Origin of the sequence: Streptomyces sp. AA4, assembly GCF_000158875.1 — a bacterium.
Lineage (GTDB): Bacteria > Actinomycetota > Actinomycetes > Mycobacteriales > Pseudonocardiaceae > Amycolatopsis.
Genome location: NZ_GG657746.1, coordinates 2785238 through 2803597, shown reverse-complemented (window position 1 = coordinate 2803597; position 18360 = coordinate 2785238). Strand labels below are relative to the sequence as shown.

Genomic DNA, 18360 nt, shown 5'->3' with positions numbered 1-18360 from the left:
GCCAGGGCGACGAGCCGTCACAACGTCCGAGGACGAGAAGCCAACCCCCCAAAAACCGTCTGCACCAACGCAAGCCCAATCAACACCCCAAGCGCAGGCGTCCAAGACGAAGCAACATCATGCACCGCCCCAATAACAACCGGCCCCACCGCAGCAAGCGTGTACCCGGCCGACTGTGCCATCCCGGACAACGCCCCAGCGTCGGCATAATCCTTGGTACGCAATCCAAACAGCGACAACGCCAACGCCAACGTCGTCCCGCCCGCGAACCCGGCCATCACCGCCCACAACACCGCGGCCCCAGGCGCCGCCAAAAGCCCAGTCAACGCGGTCGTCAACAGCAACGACCCGGCAATCGCGACCACCCGCTGATCCGGCAGCCGATGAATGAGCGCGGAGCACACCAAGCTGCCAGCAAGTCCGGAAAGATTGAACAACAACTGATGGAACCCAGCGGTCACGGAACTGATCCCGGCCGCGTGCTCGATCGACGACAGCCAGGTCACCAGCACATAGAAGGCAAGCGACTGCAGCCCCATGAAAATGGTGACCTGCCAAGCCAGCGCGCTAGTCCACGGCCGCGCAGCACCGGTCGTCCGCGCGAGGGCAGGCGCGGCAGCGGAACGACGCAACTGCGGCAGGAAAACCCCGAGCGCAACGAGCGCGAGCCCGGCCCACACCCCCAGCGACAACCGCCACCCGCCCGCTTGCTGCCCGGCCAGCGGAACCGCGACCCCGGCGGCGATCGCGGCGACCCCGGACTGGACCGCGGTGTACGTCCCGGTGATCGGCCCGATCCGGGTGGGAAAATCACGTTTGACGAGCGCCGGAAGCAGGACGTTCAGGATCGCGATGGCAACCCCGAGCAGCGCGGTGCCGACCCACAGCAGCACCTGCGGCGGGGTGGAGCGCAGCAGAATGCCGATCGCGAGCAGCAGCACCGCCGCGCCGAGCGCCCGCTCGAGCCCCAGCTTCGCGGCGACCTTGGGCGCGATCGGCGAGCATACGGCGAACGCGATGAGCGGCACGCTGACCAGCACCGAGGCGGCGACGGAGGAAAGCCCCTGGTCGGCTTGGACGAGGCTGAGGATGGGGCCGAGGCTGGTGATGGCGGCACGCAGGTTCGTCGCGATCAGCAGGACGCCGATCAGGATGAGCGCGGGGCGCAGCGGAGTCGCCCGTTCAGAGGCGGGAGCGGCGGGGCCGGGGCGAGCGGTCATGCGGCAACCTCCGCTAGTCGTGCTGAGGGCCAGAGAGCGGTTTGCGGAACGCGGTTGCTGGCGGGGATCGGCTCAGGACGCAGGGCGGTCATGCGACAGCCTCCGTGCCAGTCGACACCGGCACCCAAGGGAATTCGCCAAGGCCGAAAGGCCACACTCGGCTCAAACCGCAGCGCCCTCCCCCGCTCGGCCGCCCCCACAGCGAGGCGAATGGTCCTGCCACAACCTCCGCACCGACAAGCCCGGCAGACGCGATTCGCGAGCCAGGACCGACCCCGGAACCGAGCCCCACGCGGTAAACGCCCCAGCCGACCACCGCACCGGCCCGACAACGACCGGACCGGCCACCCCGCCGCGAGGTCATGTCCGCCCCGTACGCCGGAACCCGCCCGCAGAACCGCTCATCAGGCCCCCTCCCCGGCGCACCGCCGGATCAGCCGGAATATTCCAGCCCGCCCACCGAAAACGCAGGCGGCGGGACGGGCGGAATCACCGCTTCCGATCTTGCCCCGTCGCGAGCCAGGTCGGCAACAGCCTTACCGGTACCCGAGCCTTACCGGTACACGGATTCGTAGGCCGCGCTCAATTCGCGGTGCAATTCGGTCGAGTCGGGCAGGTGCTTGCCGTCCAGGGTGTGCACGCGCGTCAGTTTCCGGACCGACGACGCGACGAAAACCCCGTCCCCGGTGAAGAGATCGTCCACGGTCAGCCTCTCGATCTTCGCCGTGAAACCGGCCCGTTCGGCTCCCCGGTAGACCGCGGCCTGCGTCGTCCCGGGGAGGATGCCGATGATCGGCGGCGGCGTGTACAGGGTCCGGTCGCGCACGAGCACCACCGAAACCGTCGGGCCTTCCAGCACCGAACCGTCGGTCGCGGTGAAGATGACGTCCGACGCGCCGCGGCGGTCCGCCTCGCGCAGGGCGGCCATGTTGACCGCGTAGGACAGCGTCTTGGCGCCCAGCAGCAGCCACGGCGCGCGTTCGGCCAGACCGGGTTCGATGCCGCGTTCCAGGGTGATCGCGGCGATCCCCTCGGTGCGTTCGCGCAGCATTCTCGGGCTGATTTCGAGGCCGAGCGCGAAGGCGGTCGGAGGGGAATCGGGTTCGCTGTCCAGTCCCCTGGTGTAGATGAGCTTCATCGCGATTTCGCTGTCGTCGGGCCAGGCGTCGACCACCGCGCGGATGGCCCGTTCCCACTGCGCGTCGTCCGGCTCGGGCAGTTCCATCATCCGCGCCGAACGGGCGAGGCGGTCCAGGTGCAGGTCCAGTTCCCTCGGTTCGCCGTCCTCGATCAGGACGGTCTCGAACACACCGTCCCCGCGGAGCAAGCCCAAGTCGGCGACCTTGATCTGGGGATCGTCCGGGTCGGCTACGGTGCCGTCCAGGTAGCCAAGAACACGCACGTCGCAATCCTTTCGTCACGGAGGCCGAACGGGAGGATCAGGCCCCGACCCGCTCGGCGAGAACGGTGGCGAACCGCAGCGCGCTGCCGTCGCCGAACGGCAGGTTGAGAGACGGTTCGCAGATGTCGAGTTCCAGCACCCGAGGCTGTCCCCGGTCGTCGCGGACCAGGTCGACCCGGCCGTACAGCAGCGGACGGTCCAGGCCCAGATGGCTCGCGGCGGCGTCGAGGGCGGCCGAGGCGACCGCGCGTTCGTCCTCGTCGGCGACGCGCGGGGTGCGGAAGTCGAGCGTCGGAACGTGCACGGTTCCGTCCGGCAGCAGCATCGCGGCCTTGCGGATCGCGTGGCTGTACTGCCGGTCGAAGTAGATCAGGTTCGTTTCGCCGTTCCGGTCGACCGACTCGAGATACGGCTGGAGGAGCGCGTGCCCGCCCTCGCCGAACAGCTTCGACAGATGCGCGGCGGCCTCGGAAGCCGCCGGCCGGGGGAAGCGGCGGACATTGCGCGAATACGCGCCGATTCCCGGCTTCACGACGATTTCCATCGCGTCGCGATGCTTGTCCAGCACTTCCCGCACCACGACGTCGGGATCGTCCCCCGACGAAGCGAACCGGCTCGGCACGACCGGGACGCCGAGCGCGGCCAGATCCGCCAGATAGGACTTGTCCAGCGCCCACCTGGCGACCGCGAGCGGGTTGAGCAGGAGCGTCGCCTCTTCGACCCGTTGGCACCACGCCAGGAAGTCCGGCAACTGGTCGACGTAGTTCCACGGCGAGCGCAGCACGACCGCGTCGAACCGCGCCCAGTCGACCTCAGGGTCCTCCCATTGGCAGACCTCGGTGTCGAGACCGACTTTCGTGCAGGCCTCGCGCAGCAGCGGCATGTCGTAGTCGATGGGCAGGCTGACGCGGTCGGTCACGAGTGCGACAGTGGTCATCGAGCAGTTCCCCCGATCGGGACGGTGCGGGTCACCACGGCAGGACCTTCCCGGCGTGCACGTAGCTGCCGGTCGGGCCGTGCTCGTCGAGCAGGGCGAGTTCGACGCTGGTCACGGCGCCGTCGGGCGGCTCCTGGTCGCCGGCCCCGTCGTTCATTCCGGTTCTCGTGTAGCCGGGGTGGGCCGAGTTGACCTTGATCGGCGTGTCCCGCAGTTCGTACGCCAGGTGCACGCTCCACGAATTCACCGCGCTTTTCGTGGCGCTGTAAGCCGGAAGCGCCTTGAAGGTGTCGCTGTAGGTGTAGGACTCGGGATCGCTGTGCAGGGTCAGCGACCCGAGCAGGCTCGACACGTTGACGATCCGCCCGGCCGCCGACTTCCGGATCAGCGGCAGCAGCGCCAGCGTCGTCTCGACCAGGCCGAACAGGTTGGTGTCGAAGGTTTCCCGCCATTCGGCCAGCGTCTGCTGCGACGGCCGTTTGCCGTACTTCTCGATCCGCACGGCCGCGTTGTTGACCAGGATGTCGAGCTTTCCGTAGCGGGTTTCCAGCTCCGCCGCGGCAGCCTCGATGCTCTTCGCGTCCGTCACGTCGAGCTGAAGCCCCTCGACGGCGAGGCCCGCGTCGCGCAATCCCGCCGCGGCCGTCTCGACCGCCGCTTCGTCCCGCCCGCTGAGCACCACGCGGACGCGGCGTTCGGCGAGCTGGCGCACGATCTCGAACCCGATGCCGCGGTTGGCGCCGGTGACCAGCGCGATGGTGCTCTCCACATCGTCTCGCTCTCTTCTCGGTGCGGCGGTCACAGGGTGGACAGGAATTTCGCCACCGGCGGACCGAAACTGTCGAGGTCCGCCAGGAACGCGTCGTGGCCGAGATCGGACTCCAGCGCGAGGAACTCCACGTCCGCGCCGCCCGCCCGCAGTCCGTCGGCGATCTCCCGCTGCTGGTGCAGCGGGAACAGGACGTCGGTCTGTGTGCCGATCACGAGCGCCTGGTCGACCCGCAGCGCCGCCAGCGCCTCGGCGGTGCCGCCGCACAGTTCGCCGAGGTCGAACCAGTCCATGCTGCGGCTGAGATAGAGGTAGCTGTTGGGATCGAACCGGCGCACGAAGCGGCGCGCGTGATGGTCCAGGTAGAACTCGACGGCGAACTCCGGTCCGAACCCGGTCTCCCCTGGCCCGGATCTTTCGCGGCCGAACCGGCGTTCCCATTCCTGAGCCGACCGGTACGTGGTCATGCCGATCTTGCGCGCGGTCAGCATTCCGCGTTCCGGGTAGCGCTCCGGAACGTAGCGGCCGTCGTTCCACAGTGGATCGGACCGGATCGCTTCCCGTTGCAGGGAACGGATCGCGATCGAGTACGGCAGCGACTGCGCCGCCGCGGAGATGCTGACGTGGCTGCGCGCCAGCTCCGGATGCCGGGCCAGCAACGCCAGCGCGCTCATCCCTCCCATCGACGCGCCGACGACGCACGCCAGCCGCTCGAAACCCAGGTGCCGCACCGTATGCGCCGCCGCGTCCGCGATGTCCTCAATGGACAGTTCGGGAAACCCGAGCCGGTACGGCTGCCCGGTCGCCGGATCCGTCGAAGCGGGCCCGGTCGATCCGTGGCAGCCGCCGAGCGAGTTCACGCAGACCACGTGCCACTGGCCGGTGTCGATCGGCTTGCCCGGCCCGACCATCGACTCCCACCAGCCCGGGCTCGGGTCCTCCGGACTGGACGCGGCGTGCGCGTTCGGCGAGAGCCCGGTGAGCAGCAGCACCACGTTGTCCCCGGCTCGGGACGGCTGCCCGAAGGTCTCGTAGGCGACCCGCGCGCCGTGCAGCACGCCGCCGCGTTTCATCGCGAAGCTCTCCGGCAGCCGCGCGAACCGCGTGGCCGGAGGAATGAACTCGTGCATCAGGCGTCCCCAGTGGTCGTGCGTCACTCGCCGAGCGAGGCCAGCCATTCGTCGTCCGAACCGTCGCTGATCCCTTCGAACCAGAAGCTGGACAGATACCGTTCGCCGGTGTCGGGCAGCATCGCGAGCAGCACCGCGCCCTCGGGCGAGTTCTCCGCTTCGCGCAGGGCGGCGGCGAGGGTCGCGCCCGCGGACATGCCGGCGAAGATCCCCTCCTCGGCGGCGAGGCGGCGCGCGGTGTCCCTGGCCAGCTCGTCGTCGATCGTCACCAGCTCGTCGATCACGGTGCGGTCCATGACGCCGGGAACGAAGTTCGGAGCCAGGCCCTGCAGCTGGTGCAGATTCCAGGACTGTCCGGCCAGCACGGCCGCCTTTTCCGGCTCCAGCACGACGGTCCGCACGTCCGGGCGGGCGAGCTTGAGCATCTGCCCGACACCGGTGATGGTGCCGCTCGTGCCGAATCCGGTGACGAACGTGTCCAGCCGTTTCCCGGCGAAGTCGGACAGGATCTCCGCGGCCGTGGTCTCCCGGTGGTACGCGGGGTTCGCCGGGTTCTCGAACTGGCGGGCGCGGAACCAGCCGTGCTTCTCGGCCAGTTCGTCGGCGATCCGGTTGCCGCCGAGGCTGCCGAGGTGTCCGGGGAACAGCAGCACCTTGCCGCCGTACGCGCGGATCAGCTTGCGCCGCTCCACCGAGTACGTGTCGCCGAGAACCGCGACGAACTGGTACCCGCGCGCGGCCGCCACCATCGCCAGCGCGATGCCGACGTTCCCGGACGTGCACTCCACGATCGTGTCGCCGGGCTTGAGCGCTCCCCGCGCCTCGGCGTCGAGAACGATGGCGAGCGCCAGCCGGTCCTTCACCGAACCGCCCGGGTTGAACGATTCGACCTTGACGTACACCGAGACGTGCCCGGGCGCCATCCGGTTCAGCCGCACGATCGGCGTGCGGCCGATCGCGTCAAGAATGCTGGAGTACAGCGGCATGACGGAAACCTCCTTCGTACACAGTGACGGCCGGACCGGCCAGGACGATCGGCTCCTCCTCGGACGGCCAGCCGACCCGCAGCTCGCCGCCGGGCACCTCGACCGCGACGTCCCGGCCGAGCCGCCCGGCCCGGATCAGCACCGCGGCGGCGGCGCACGCCCCGCTCCCGCAGGCGAGCGTCTCGCCCGCGCCGAACTCGTGGACCCGCAACCGGATCCGGTCGCGCGCGACGACCTCGGCGAACCCGACGTTGACCGTCGGCGGCAGCCCGGGCAGCGCCCGCACGGCCGGGCCGAGCCGCGCCACCGAGCCGCCGCCGACGTCGTCGACCTCGAGCACCGCGTGCGGGTTGCCGGTGGAGGCCGCGGCGAAGCGGACGGAAGTCCCGTCCGCCAGCACCGCCTCGTACCAGCCGTCCCGGCCCGCGAAGCCGGTCAGCGGGATCTCCTCGGGAGCGAACCGGGGAACGGTCAGCCCGATGCTGAACTCGTTGTCTCCCAGCACTTTCACCGGATGCGTGCCGCTCGGACTGTCGATTTCGAACGACGGCGGACGCGCGAGCCCGGCCCGGACGAGCCAGGAGGCGACGCAGCGGGCGCCGTTGCCGCACTGCAGCGAGCTTTCGCCTTCTCCGGTCCAGATCTCGAACGCCGCGACCGCGGTGGTGCTGCGCGGCGGCCGGATCCCGAGGATCAGGTCGCAGCCGACGCCGGTGTGCCGGTCGGCGAGCGCCCGGCACAGGTCCGGCGACGGCGCGGGCGCGTCCCGCAGGTCGAGTACGACGAAATCGTTGCCGCACCCGTGCATTTTGGTGAACGCAAGCGTAGGGCTCACCCGCGCCGCCTTCCGGTCGTCGTGCGCTCGTTCATCGCACCGCCGCGGTCGCGAACACCGGCGCGATCATGTCCACAATGGACTCTGTCGCGCGGGCGTCGGTGCTTTCGTCGCCGGTCGCGGCGAATTCGGCCAGTTCCAAGCCGAGGACGTCCGCGGCCGGGACGGCTTCGAGGATCTCGCGGATCTTGGCGGGCAGCAGGCCGTCCGGCACGTGGTAATCGGCCGGGACGGTGCCCGGTTCGAGCACGTCCCAGTCGATGTGCACCCAGACCCGCGCGCCGCCGACCGCCGCCGCGACCCGCTCGCCGGTGACGTCCGCCGGGGCGAGGATCCGGACGCCCGCCTTGTCCAGCAGCTCGCGTTCGGGCGCGTCGATATCGCGCGCGCCGACCAGGACGACCCGGCTGGGGTCGACGCCGGCCCCTTGCCCGCTGTCCCACAGGCCGCACGCGCCGGAGAGCGCCATTCCGCCCAGATAGCCCGATTCCGTGGTGTCCGGGGTGTGGAAATCGCCGTGCGCGTCGATCCACAGCACCGCGCAGTCCGGGTACGCCCGAACGGCTGCGGGCAGCGTCGCCAGGCTGGCCGAACAGGTGTTGGCCGCGAGCACCGTCCGCCGTCCGGCCGCGACGCTCGCCGAAACCGCTTGCGCCAGACCGGAAAGCGTCCTCTCGGCCGCGCGGAGGCTGGCCGGCCAGTCGTCGTCCTCCGGACCGGCGGGCGTGCCGACGTACCGCGGTTCGGCGCCGTACCGCTCTTCCAGCGCCCGCGCCGTGCGAGCCGCGCCCTCGATCATTCCCGCGCCGCGGTCGCCGATGCGGCCTTGGGAAACGATCACTTCCATCATCGCCTGTCTCCGATCAGATAGGGGCGGCTGCCCCGTCCGGCTGCGCGATTTCGGCTGCCCGGAAGGAAAACGGGCAGGTGTCGGTGCGGTCGACGTCTTCCTCGGGCAGGCCGTACTGCCACCATTCGAGCCCGGCGACGCCGTAGGAGCCGAGCTGGCGGGCGCGCGGGGCGCCGTCGTAGCGGTCGATCCTCGCCCGGATGTTGCTGCGGACCTTGCGGCCGCTCGGGGTGTCGCCCGCGACCGCGTCGAACCGCTCGCGCGGGTTGACCACGAGCACGAAATGCTCGCCGAGGTTGCGGCTGCGCCGGACCTCGTGCGCGGGGCTGCTCATGTTGAAGAACAACGGCATTCCGTTGAAGCACATGGACCACGAGCTTTCGCCGGGGTCGGTGCCGACGTTCTCCGGCCACGGGGCCGGGTCGACGTGGTGCAGCTTCTGGATCACCTTCCAGCCGAACGCCTGGTACCCGGCGACCGACCCGGCGGACACGGCCGCGGGCGAGAACACGATCAGCAACGGGTACGCGGTGTCGAGATGACCGTTCCAATTCCGGGAAAGCTCGACGTAATCGGCGAGTTCCGCGCCGAGCTTCGCGATCGCGTCCGGTCCGGCGTCCTCGGCGAAGGCGAACAGCAGCAGCCTCTTCCGGAACGCGTTTCTCGAGAACACGCAAGGGAAATCGCGGTCGGTGAGCTTGGACTCGACGTCGCGGAAGGCGCGGGCGCGCCAGTCGTTTCCGGACGTTTCGGCCTCCTGCTGGGTGATCAGGGTCGTGCTGCGGGATTCGAGCAGTCGATGCATTTCCGGCCCTCCGGGAATATTCTTCCTCGGGATACGTGGTCCTTTCCGCCGTCCGGCCGGGCCGCGGTCGCGCGGATGTCGGTCGAGCAGGAGTTTCTCCGGCGATCCCGCTGAACGGATTCCGGCCGGTCGACGGCCGCCCCGGTGCGGCGTCGATCGTCCGGGCACGGGTGCGCCGCCGGCCGCTGCGGACGGTGGCGCGCGTGGTCGTGCTCGTGCTCGGAAGCACGCCGCTCGGGGCGCGGCGTGCCGATTGGTTTCTGCGATTACGGGGTGTTCGCGCAGCCGATCGGTCCGGTGCCGCCGGCGGCGCGTCCGGGGCTCACCCGCACCCGTCCGTCCCGGCGCGGCGGTGTGCGAGAGCCGCGACGCGGAGCCGCTGGCGTTGTTCCCCCACTGGACCAGGGCTGCCCCACAGACTCTATGGAGCCCGGCAAACCCGCGCAGCGACCATCCGGGTGAACAACATTCTACGCGAATTCCCGAAATAACACGGAATGTGTCGAGACAAGCGCCGGAACCGACCAATTCGCCTGCGACATCCGGCGGAATCCGCGAGTACGGGCTTGCGATATCGCTTGCGACCACTGGTCCGGACCACTGAAACCGGCTGTCGCTGCGGACAAAACGCCTATGTCCACAGTAGACATTCGGTACGCGGGCGTTCCGCGCCGAAAACGTTCGGAATTTCTTGGCGAACTGCTCATCGGTGCTTCACGCGGCGGCTGAACTCCGCGCGGCGGGCAACCTGGTCCGGCGCGAAACCTATTTCCGGGAAGGCGCTCGTGACACCGCCCGATTTCTCGGCGACCGGGCCCCGGAGATCCTGCGCCGGCACGCCCTTCTCCTGGTCAAACCGGACGGCCTCGCTGCGCCCGGTGCTCGACTGGCTGGCCGGACAGGGATTTGCCGTGCGGGCCCGTGCAGCGTCCGGCCTGCTGGACCAGCACAACCGCAGCCTCAGCTACGTCCACGTCGCCGACGAGCCCGCGGACCTGATCCGGGAAATCGCGCTGCTGCTCGACCCGGCGCAGCGGCGAGAAACACTGAACGGACTCGCCGCTGGCTCCCCGACCGGTCTCCCGGTGCTTGAACAAGCTCTCGCGGCCGAAGCCGCCGCCACCCCCGCGTACCTTCGACCCCGGCGCGGCTGCGGACGCGCTCAAGCGGCGTCCGCTGTAACCAGCGCTACCTCGCCTGCGCGGTCCACGCCTCCGCGGAAACGGCTGGCAGCAACGCATGCGGCACCGGACGTTCGTTGTGCACCACGAACGACGCTGTCACGATCACGTCCCAGCGGTCGGCCTTCTCGAAGGGCACCAGCTCAGCCAGCTCGTCCCAGCTGATCCGGTCCCCGTCCGCCACGACGCGCCGCAACCGGGCCGCTGCGGCCTCGCCCGCCAGCGGGGCCAGCCGGGTCAGCGTCGCGTCGAGGTCCAGGTCGTGCGCCGGGCAGTCCGCTTCGAGGGCGGAGATCTCGGCTCGCGCCCGCGCCGTGCGGTCCTCGGCCAGGTGCGCGCGCAGGTCCTCGAGAAACCGGAGCCGCTCCGGACGGTCGAGGAAAATCGTCAGCTCGCGCACGATGTCCGCCGGTTCGTCGCCGACGTGCACGAAGTTCAGGATCCGGTTGGGCGGGTTCAGCTTCGTGCGCAAATGGTGCGGCCGGCGCTGTGCCGGATCGCCGACGCCCTTCAGCTCGCTCAGCCGGACCGTCGCGGGCAATCCCGCGACCGGGCGCACGTCGCGGGCCAGGAACAGCAGCACGTCGTTGGTGAGATACCAGAAGGTGCACAGCTGGAGCCGGTCGACGGTGTAGATGTGCCAGTCGTAACGCCACACCTCGCGCATCGAATGCCGGGTGTAGCCGAACCGGGTGGTGGCGACCGGCACGAAACCGTTGTCCGCCAGGTACTCCAGGATCGGGCCGAGCCTGCGCCCGACCACCGCGTCCGGTTTGGCCACGAGCATCGCCAGCCCGCCGAGCACCTCGGCCGCGTCGTCCCCGAAGACGGAAAGCACGTCCGCCCAGCCCTCGCGGAAGTACAGGTCGCAGCCGAACACCTCCCGTTTCTCTGGCACGACCGACAACCGCCGCCACTGCTCGGTCGTCGGCATCCCGGCGACCCGGTCCTCCCTGCCCGGCGTCCAGATCATCCGCTCATCCTGGCACCCCGCGCCGGGCTTCCCCCGTCCCGGCGTCCGCTGCGGGTATCGTCGGCGGCCCGGACGACAGGAAGGGTGGACGCGTGGCCAGGCAGCGGGTTCCGGTAGTGCTCGTGGCGGGTTTTCTCGGGGCGGGGAAGACCACGATGCTCAACCATCTGCTGGCCAACCGCCAAGGGGTCCGGGTCGGGGTGGTGGTCAACGACTTCGGCCAGGTGAACATCGACGCGCTCGCGGTCGCCGGGCAGGTCGACACGATGGTGTCGCTGGGCAACGGCTGCCTGTGCTGCGCGGTCGACGCGAGCGGGCTGGACGCGATGCTGGGCAAGCTGTCGCGGCCCGAGGCCGGCATCGACGTGATCGTGGTGGAGGCCAGCGGGATCGCCGAGCCCCGCGACCTGCTGCGGCTGATGATCGCCAGCGAGAACCCGGACATCCGGTACGGCGGGCTGGTCGAGGTCGTGGACGCGGTGGAGTTCGAGGCCACGCGGGCGCGGCATCCGGAGCTGACCGAGCATCTGCGCGTGGCCGACCTGGTGGTGCTCAACAAGGTCGACCGGGTCGAGGCGGACGTGCTGGCCAAGGTCCGGGCCGTCGTCGAGGAGCACGCGCCCGGGGTGCCGATGCTGGAGACCGAGCGGGGGCGGGTCGATCCGGGGTTGTTTTTCGATCCCCGGCCTCCGGAAGACTACGGACAGTTGTCTTTCGACGATCTGCGGGAACATGATCATTCCGAGCATTTGCACGCGCGGTACGAGAGCGTGACGTTCACCGCCGATCGGCCGCTTTCGCCTCGGCGGTTTCTCGCGTTTCTGGAGAGTCGGCCCGCTGGGCTTTACCGGGTCAAGGGCCAGGTGGATCTCGGGTCTGCCCAGTCCCGGTCGCGGTTCGGATTGCATACCGTCGGCGCGTTTGTGCAGGTCGAACGCTCGACCTGGGGTACTGGACCGCGACGGACCGAACTGGTGCTGATCGGGGCCGGGATTGATTCCGGCGCCATTGAGCGGCAGCTCGCGGCGTGTGTGGCCGAAGACGAAGCGCCGGACGAGCGGGGCCTTTTGCGGTTTCTCCGGTATCTGGACGAGCCCGAGGAAGAGCGCCACGCCGAAGAAGCGTAAAGGCGCGGATTTGCGGCAGCGGAGTCGCAGGATGTCTTCGTAGCTCGGACCAGCCTCTTTGGAGGACTAGTTCCATGGCGGAGACGATTGCGGCCCGGTGGTACCTCGTAGGTGCGCTGCCGGAGGACGATCCGGTCGCGCATGTGATGACTCGGGCGGACGATCTGCGGTACCGGCGGTCCGCGTGCGGGGAGCGGGAATCGCGCACCTGGACACCGATCGATCTGACCGCCCCGGGGACGGGGCACGTCACGCCTTGTCCCGGGTGCGCGGGCACTTTGGCCGGAGTGCCGGTAGGGGTCGGCGCACAGGAGCAGTTGGCGTTCGACCTGCCGTTGGGGTGAGGCCCGCCGGGTCATTCCTCGGCGGGCGCCTTCTTCGCCCGGCTCGGCGCGACCCGAGGCGGTTCGTTCGGCATCTTCGGATACACCGGCGGCCACGGCGCGTCCATCAGCCCGCCGGCCAGGTCCTCTCGCGACATTTCCAGCAGCGCCTCGATCGACTGCGGCCGGTCGTTCGCGCCAGCCCACGGATCTCCTCGTTCGGCGACCAGTGCCGGGACTGTCGAAAGCGTCAAGGTGTCCGGCTCTACTGTCGCCAGTTCGTCCCAGGCAATCGGCGTGGAAACCTGTCCGCCGACCCTCGGGCGCACACACCAAGCTCCGAAGACCGTCTTATGCGGCGCGTTCTGGTTGAAGTCCACGAAAACTCGCGAGCCGCGTTCTTCCTTCCACCACTGTGCGGTGATCAGGTCGGGATGCCGCCGTTCCAAAGCCCTTGCCAACGCCACCGCGGCGGCGCGTACTTCGTAGCCGTCCCAGCGCGGTTCCAGCATGGAATACAGGTGCAGGCCGCGCGAACCCGAGGTCTTCACGTAGACCTCGATCCCCAGCTCAGCGAGGAATTCGCGCACCAGTACCGCTGCTTCGCGCAGTTGCGGGAAGCCGATTCCGGGCGACGGGTCGAGGTCGATCCGCAGTTCGTCCGCGATTTCCAAGGCCGCCGCGCGGTTTGGCCATACGTGGAAGCCAAGACAGCCCTGGTTGACCGCCCACAGGATGTGCGCCAGATCCGCGGCGACCAGTGCGTCGCTGGTGGTGCCGTTCGGCGTGGAAACGACGGCGGTGGTCAACCAGGCAGGGGCGTTCTTGGGTGTGCGTTTCTGGAACCACGATTTTCCGCCCGCACCGTCTGGATAGCGTTCCAGCAGCAAAGGGCGTCCGCCGAGCCGGTCCAGCAGCGGACCCGCGACAGCTTGGTAATAGCGGACGAGATCGAGCTTGGTTTCTCCGCGTTCCGGGAAATAAACCTTGTCCGGACTGGAGATCGTCAATTCCACGCCGTCGACTTCCAGCGGCACGCCGCTCATCGGGCCTCCCCGAACAAATCCGCCAGTTCGGCCGGCGCGGCCTCTTCCAGTTGCGCGTAGGTGCACGATTCCGGGGTCCGGTCCGGACGGAAACGCACCAATCGTCCGCCGTGGCGGAAACGGCCGCCTTGCAGGTGTTCGTAGCGCACCTCGGCGACCTGTTCCGGGCGCAGCGGTTCCCACGACAGGTCCTTGTCCGGAGCCCACCGGCTGTTGGTGCCCGGCCGGCGCACCTCCTCGGACTGCCATTCCGCCCAGGTGCGCCACGGATGCCCGTCGAGCGCGTTCTCCCGCCACGGGGCCAGCTCCTCGACCAGCTCCCGCCGCCGCGCCGCGGTGAAGCTGCTCGCGACGCCGACGTGGTGCAGCGAACCCTCCTCGTCGTACAGGCCGAGCAGCAGCGATCCGACGCCCTTGCCGTCCTTGTGCCACCGGAAACCGGCCACGACGCAGTCCGCGGTGCGCTCGTGCTTCACCTTCAGCATGACGCGTTTGTCCTGCTCGTACGGCAGATCAGCGGGCTTCGCCATGACCCCGTCGAAACCCGCGCCCTCGAACCGGGTGAACCAGTCCTGCGCGGTGTCCGGATCCGTCGTGAGCGGGGTCAGGTGCACCCGCTGCAGGCCGGTCGACGGCGCGAAAATCCCCTCCAGCGCCCGCCGCCGTTCGGCGAACGGTTCCCCGGTCAGGTCCCGCTCCCCCAGCGCGAGCAGGTCGAACGCGACGAAGCTGGCCGGCGTCTCCTCCGCGAGCTTCCGGACGCGGCTGGCCGCCGGGTGCAGCCGCAGCTGCAACGCCCCGAAATCCAGCCCGCGCGGCGTGACCAGCACGATCTCGCCGTCGACCACGCATTTCTCCGGCAGCGCGTCGCGCAGCAGCTCGACCAGCTCCGGGAAGTACCGGGTGAGCGGCCGGTCGTTGCGCGAGCCGAGTTCGACCTCGTCGCCGTCGCGGAACACGACGCACCGGAAGCCGTCCCACTTCGGCTCATACCAGAACCCGCCGTCCCGCGGCACCTCGTGCACGGCTTTGGCGAGCATCGGCCGCACCGGCGGCATCAGGGGTAGCTCCACCTGCGCGATCCTAAGCGGACCAGAGGCTGACCTGCACCTTTTTACCAGCGCGCCAGCACCAGCCCGCCTCGCGGCTTCGGCGTGAAATACGTGGCCTTCCGCGGCATCCGCCGTCCCGCCGCGTGCACCGCCCGCACCGTCTCGAACGGCACCGGGGCCAGCTGCACCACCGCGTCCGCGTCCGGCGGGACCGGACTGCCCGGCAGCAGCGGGCGCACGTGCGGGCCGTCCGGGTCGAGGCCGAGCGCCGAGCCGAGGAGCGTTTGCTCCACCACCTCGTGGTCGATGATCAGCGGATCCGATTCGGGCAGCCGCATCCGCAGCACGCGCGATCCGGCCAGTACCACCGCCGTGCCCGGGCAACCAGGCGGAGTCGCGTCCGCCGACCAGGCCACGTCCAGCCCGGCCGCCTGCCAAGCCGCGTACAGGCTCTCCGCGGTGTGCCCGGTGCCGAGGAGCACCCGGTTGATCGCCCGGATCTCCAGCTGCGACCCCGCGGTGACCAAGGCCAGCAGCTGCCCGCTCCCGGCCGCCGCCGCGACCCGGTGATTCCCGTCCGCCACCAGCAGATCGCTCGCCGACGCGGCGTCCAGCAGCCGTTCCTGCAGTTCGCCCGGCCGCACCACCCACAGCTCGTGCGCCAGCCCCGCCCGGTCCACAGTGGACACGTCAGGATCCGCCGAACCCGCCGCTTCCTTGACCGCCGCGGTCAGCTCCGCGGCGTCGCCGACCGGCACGAGCAACGCGGCGCTCGTCGCGCACCCGAGGCCGTCCAGCACGGCCGCGCGCTCGGCGACCACCTCCGGATAGACCTCCTCGGTGTGCTTCACGTGCGCCCCGGCCGACGTCAGCTCGCGGACGTCGACCAGGCACAGCACGCCCGCGATGGTCTCGCCGATCCGGTACGCCGCGACGAACCCGGTTTCCGGCCGGTAATGCCCGGTCAGCAGCCGTTCGAGCGTCGCCCGGGCCTCCGGCAGCGCGGCCTCGACGTCCAGTCCGGCCGCCAGCGCCGCCGGAGTCCGCGCCGGATGCTGCGCGGCCAGCAGCGTGTCCCCGCGCGCCGTCGCGAGCGCCCTCGTCACCGCCTCGGGCTCGGCGAACTCGTCGACGTCCGGTCCCGGCACCGCGCCCTGGACGACCCAGCCCCGCTCGATCGGCCGCACCCATCTGTCCATCCCCCCATGATGACGGCCGGGCGAACAGTCGGGCACCGATCGATCGGCTGGGGAATGCTTGCCGGTGCGAAGGAGTTTATTCCCGGCATGGGTAGCACGAGCAGTCCGCCCGCGGCGAAACGCGCCGCCGTAGGCCTTCGTTCCGAGCGGGGCCCCGTCCTCGCCGCCGTCATGCTGAGCACCGGCCTCGTGGCCCTCGACAGCACCATCATCGCCACCGCGGTCCCCTCCGTGGTACGCGACCTCGGCGGGTTTTCCCAGTTCCCGTGGCTGTTCTCGATCTACCTGCTCACCCAGGCGGTCACCGTGCCGCTGTACGGCAAGTTCGCCGACGTACTCGGCCGCCGCCCGGTGATGTTCTTCGGCATCGCCGCGTTTCTCCTCGGCTCGGTGCTGTGCGGGGTCGCGTGGAGCATGCCGGTGCTGATCGCGGCGCGCGCGGTGCAGGGCATCGGCGCGGGCGCGGTCCAGCCGATCAGCATGACGATGGTCGGCGATCTGTACACGGTCGAGGAACGCGCCCGGGTGCAGGGCTACCTCGCCGGCGTGTGGGCGGTCGCCTCGGTGATCGGGCCGACGCTCGGCGGTGTGTTCGCCGAGTACCTCAGCTGGCGGTGGATCTTCTTCGTCAACCTGCCGCTCGGCGCGCTCGCCGCGTGGATGCTCTACCGCAAGTTCACCGAGCAGGTGAAACGCACGCGGCACAAGGTCGACTACGTCGGCGCGACCCTGCTGACGATCGGCTGCGCACTGCTGATCCTGGCCCTGCTCGAGGGCGGGGTCGCGTGGGGCTGGACGTCGGGGCCGAGCCTGGCGATCTTCGCCGTCGCCGTGCTGATGCTGGTCACGTTCGTGCTGGTCGAGCGGCGCGCGGAGGAACCCGTGCTGCCGCTGTGGGTGTTCACGCGCCGCACGCTGATCGGCGGGAACCTGGTCGCGCTCGTGACCGGCGCGGTGCTGCTGGGCTTCAGCTCGTTCCTGCCCACCTACTCCGAGGGCGTGCTCGGCACGGACGCGCTCACCGCGGGTTTCGCGCTGGCCGCGCTGACGATCGGCTGGCCCATCGCGGCGTCGCTGTCCGGAAAGATCTACCTGCGGATCGGATTCCGCGACACCGCGCTGATCGGCACCGGATTCCTGCTCGTCGGGGCGGTCCTGGCGGCGTTCCTCGGCCCGGACTCGGTGGTCTGGACGGCCGCGGCGGCCGTGTTCGTGGTGGGGATCGGGCTCGGGCTTTCGGCGAGCCCGACGGTCGTGGCCGTGCAGTCCACCGTCGGCTGGGAGCGGCGCGGCGTGGTGACCGCGACCAACATGTTCAGCCGTTCGCTGGGCAGCGCGGTCGGGACGGCGATCTTCGGCGCGATCGCGAACGCCACCCTCGCGGGCCGGTTCGCGAACCCGCCCGCGGCGGTCGCCGGACACCTTCCGACGAGCGTCGACGCCACGAGCCGCGTCCTCAGCGGCGCGCACGACAACTCGCCAGCGACGGCGTACGTCCGCGAATCGCTCGCCGGGGCCACGCACAACGTGTTCCTCGCGATCGTCGCCGTTTCGGTGGTGAGTGTCGTCGCGCTGCTGCTGATGCCCCGCAAGACCGAACAGCTGACGTTCTAGTTCCCGTTCTAGTTCTGCAACGGCACGAGTTCGCGCACGAAATCGTCGAGGAACTGCCGGTAGTCGCCGGAGTATCCCGGCCGGACCACGAATTTCGTGAGTCCGGCCTCGATGTGCTGCTCGATCATCCGGCGCGCCTCGGCCCAGCTCGTGGGCACGAGATCGGTGGCCGGACGGCCCGGATTGCGCTGCTGCGCCACCGCCCGCAGCCTTTCCGGGATTCCGTGCGGCGCCAGCACCATGCTCAGTCCGAAGTGGTCCGATTCGATCTCCCGGCCGGCGTCCGCGGCGGCTTCCTGGATCGCCAGCCGTGCCGCGCGGGACTGCTCCGGCGTGTGGAAACTGCCGAGCCAACCGTCGGACAACCGGCCCGCGCGGCGCAACGCCGCCGGGGCGGACCCGCCGAGCCAGACGTCGAGCCGCTTCGCCGGACGCGGGCCGATCGTCACGCCGTCGACCTGGAAAAACTCGCCGTCGAAGGACACGTCGTCCTGTTCGAGCAGCAGCCGCAGCAACGCGAGCGACTCGTCGAACACCGCCGCGCGACGGCCTTCCGGCACCGGGAACAGGGCGCGTTCCGCGGGCTGCGCCGGCAGCAGGCCGAACACCGGGAGCACCCGTTTCGGAGCCAACCCGGCCAGCGTGACCAGCTGTTTCGCGACCAGCACCGGATTGCGTCCGGGCAGGATCGCGACGCCGGTGCCCACTTTGAGCCGTTCGGTGCGGGCCAGCGCGTGCGTCATCCCGATCAACGGGTCGACGTCCGGCGAGTACACCACCTCGGACAACCACAGCGAGTCGACGCCCGCCGCCTCCGTCGCCTCCGCCAAACCGGTGAATTCCGCCGGCCCGGTCCCGAGTCCCGGAGCCACCCCCACCCGGATCTTGTCCACGCTCGCTCCGCTCTGTCG

General features: G+C 70.0%; 18 protein-coding genes. 3 read left to right on the top strand and 15 right to left on the bottom strand.

Annotated elements, in window-relative coordinates:
• Positions 1-17: 17 nt before the first annotated feature.
• The 11 genes from SSMG_RS13025 to SSMG_RS42340 all read right to left on the bottom strand — a co-directional run bounded on the left by SSMG_RS13025 (position 18) and on the right by SSMG_RS42340 (position 11088).
• Positions 18-1220 (bottom strand): MFS transporter, encoded by a 1203-nt coding sequence (locus SSMG_RS13025; RefSeq protein ID WP_050788166.1) that lies wholly within the window; start codon positions 1218-1220, stop codon positions 18-20.
• Between the two features lie 553 nt (positions 1221-1773).
• Entirely contained in the window at positions 1774-2622 is an 849-nt protein-coding gene (locus SSMG_RS13020) for an aminodeoxychorismate lyase (protein WP_009076393.1), read from the bottom strand.
• A gap of 37 nt (positions 2623-2659) precedes the next feature.
• Positions 2660-3559, bottom strand: a complete 900-nt coding sequence (locus SSMG_RS13015; protein WP_009076391.1) for a RimK family alpha-L-glutamate ligase — start codon at positions 3557-3559, stop codon at positions 2660-2662.
• A 31-nt stretch (positions 3560-3590) separates the two neighbouring features.
• Entirely contained in the window at positions 3591-4328 is a 738-nt protein-coding gene (locus SSMG_RS13010) for an SDR family oxidoreductase (protein WP_009076389.1), read from the bottom strand.
• A 29-nt stretch (positions 4329-4357) separates the two neighbouring features.
• The gene (locus SSMG_RS13005; RefSeq protein WP_009076387.1) at positions 4358-5458 is read right to left on the bottom strand and encodes a homoserine O-acetyltransferase; all 1101 of its coding nucleotides are present in this window, start codon (positions 5456-5458) and stop codon (positions 4358-4360) included.
• Positions 5459-5481: 23 nt separating this feature from the next.
• Positions 5482-6444: a cysteine synthase A gene (gene cysK / locus SSMG_RS13000; protein WP_009076385.1), complete on the bottom strand. Its 963-nt coding sequence runs from the start codon at positions 6442-6444 to the stop codon at positions 5482-5484.
• Positions 6419-7279, bottom strand: a complete 861-nt coding sequence (gene dapF / locus SSMG_RS12995) for a diaminopimelate epimerase (protein WP_009076383.1) — start codon at positions 7277-7279, stop codon at positions 6419-6421. The genes cysK and dapF overlap by 26 nt, the downstream gene beginning before the upstream one ends.
• Before the next feature lie 31 nt (positions 7280-7310).
• A complete protein-coding gene (locus SSMG_RS12990; protein WP_037713525.1) occupies positions 7311-8129 on the bottom strand; it encodes an arginase family protein in 819 nt (272 codons plus the stop codon).
• A gap of 13 nt (positions 8130-8142) precedes the next feature.
• Positions 8143-8934 (bottom strand): YqcI/YcgG family protein, encoded by a 792-nt coding sequence (locus SSMG_RS12985; protein ID WP_009076379.1) that lies wholly within the window; start codon positions 8932-8934, stop codon positions 8143-8145.
• 851 nt (positions 8935-9785) lie between these two features.
• Entirely contained in the window at positions 9786-10100 is a 315-nt protein-coding gene (locus SSMG_RS42345; protein ID WP_050788165.1) for a hypothetical protein, read from the bottom strand.
• Positions 10101-10122: 22 nt separating this feature from the next.
• Positions 10123-11088, bottom strand: a complete 966-nt coding sequence (locus SSMG_RS42340; RefSeq protein ID WP_009076377.1) for a nucleoside-diphosphate kinase — start codon at positions 11086-11088, stop codon at positions 10123-10125.
• 92 nt (positions 11089-11180) lie between these two features.
• Between SSMG_RS42340 and SSMG_RS12970 the strand changes: the two genes are divergently transcribed.
• Both SSMG_RS12970 and SSMG_RS12965 read left to right on the top strand, forming a co-directional pair.
• A complete protein-coding gene (locus SSMG_RS12970) occupies positions 11181-12215 on the top strand; it encodes a GTP-binding protein (protein WP_009076375.1) in 1035 nt (344 codons plus the stop codon).
• Between the two features lie 74 nt (positions 12216-12289).
• Positions 12290-12559 (top strand): hypothetical protein, encoded by a 270-nt coding sequence (locus SSMG_RS12965; protein WP_009076374.1) that lies wholly within the window; start codon positions 12290-12292, stop codon positions 12557-12559.
• Positions 12560-12570: 11 nt separating this feature from the next.
• Here the strand turns inward: SSMG_RS12965 and ligD are convergent, their stop codons facing one another.
• Genes ligD through SSMG_RS12950 form a run of 3 tightly spaced genes read right to left on the bottom strand, consistent with a single transcriptional unit; the run spans position 12571 to position 15835 of the window.
• Positions 12571-13584: a non-homologous end-joining DNA ligase gene (ligD, locus tag SSMG_RS12960; RefSeq protein ID WP_009076373.1), complete on the bottom strand. Its 1014-nt coding sequence runs from the start codon at positions 13582-13584 to the stop codon at positions 12571-12573.
• Positions 13581-14657, bottom strand: a complete 1077-nt coding sequence (locus SSMG_RS12955; RefSeq protein WP_009076372.1) for an ATP-dependent DNA ligase — start codon at positions 14655-14657, stop codon at positions 13581-13583. The genes ligD and SSMG_RS12955 overlap by 4 nt, the downstream gene beginning before the upstream one ends.
• 41 nt (positions 14658-14698) lie before the next feature.
• On the bottom strand, positions 14699-15835 hold the full coding sequence (locus SSMG_RS12950; protein ID WP_009076371.1) for a DUF1015 family protein: 1137 nt from the start codon (positions 15833-15835) through the stop codon (positions 14699-14701).
• 87 nt (positions 15836-15922) lie between these two features.
• On the opposite strand from SSMG_RS12950, the gene SSMG_RS12945 reads away from it, so the two are divergent.
• Entirely contained in the window at positions 15923-17449 is a 1527-nt protein-coding gene (locus SSMG_RS12945; protein WP_009076370.1) for an MDR family MFS transporter, read from the top strand.
• An 8-nt stretch (positions 17450-17457) separates the two neighbouring features.
• On the opposite strand, the gene SSMG_RS12940 is transcribed toward SSMG_RS12945, so the two are convergent.
• Entirely contained in the window at positions 17458-18342 is an 885-nt protein-coding gene (locus tag SSMG_RS12940) for a TIGR03854 family LLM class F420-dependent oxidoreductase (RefSeq protein ID WP_009076369.1), read from the bottom strand.
• Positions 18343-18360: the final 18 nt, after the last annotated feature.

What these genes read in the sequence shown, in the direction of transcription:
- SSMG_RS13025 (WP_050788166.1), bottom strand. Translation starts at nt 1,220, where the DNA reads ATGACCGCTCGCCCCGGCCCCGCCGCTCCCGCCTCTGAACGGGCGACT.
- SSMG_RS13015 (WP_009076391.1), bottom strand. Translation starts at nt 3,559, where the DNA reads ATGACCACTGTCGCACTCGTGACCGACCGCGTCAGCCTGCCCATCGAC.
- SSMG_RS13005 (WP_009076387.1), bottom strand. Translation starts at nt 5,458, where the DNA reads ATGCACGAGTTCATTCCTCCGGCCACGCGGTTCGCGCGGCTGCCGGAG.
- cysK (WP_009076385.1), bottom strand. Translation starts at nt 6,444, where the DNA reads ATGCCGCTGTACTCCAGCATTCTTGACGCGATCGGCCGCACGCCGATC.
- SSMG_RS12990 (WP_037713525.1), bottom strand. Translation starts at nt 8,129, where the DNA reads ATGATGGAAGTGATCGTTTCCCAAGGCCGCATCGGCGACCGCGGCGCG.
- SSMG_RS12985 (WP_009076379.1), bottom strand. Translation starts at nt 8,934, where the DNA reads ATGCATCGACTGCTCGAATCCCGCAGCACGACCCTGATCACCCAGCAG.
- SSMG_RS42340 (WP_009076377.1), bottom strand. Translation starts at nt 11,088, where the DNA reads ATGATCTGGACGCCGGGCAGGGAGGACCGGGTCGCCGGGATGCCGACG.
- SSMG_RS12965 (WP_009076374.1), top strand. Translation starts at nt 12,290, where the DNA reads ATGGCGGAGACGATTGCGGCCCGGTGGTACCTCGTAGGTGCGCTGCCG.
- ligD (WP_009076373.1), bottom strand. Translation starts at nt 13,584, where the DNA reads ATGAGCGGCGTGCCGCTGGAAGTCGACGGCGTGGAATTGACGATCTCC.
- SSMG_RS12950 (WP_009076371.1), bottom strand. Translation starts at nt 15,835, where the DNA reads ATGGACAGATGGGTGCGGCCGATCGAGCGGGGCTGGGTCGTCCAGGGC.
- SSMG_RS12945 (WP_009076370.1), top strand. Translation starts at nt 15,923, where the DNA reads ATGGGTAGCACGAGCAGTCCGCCCGCGGCGAAACGCGCCGCCGTAGGC.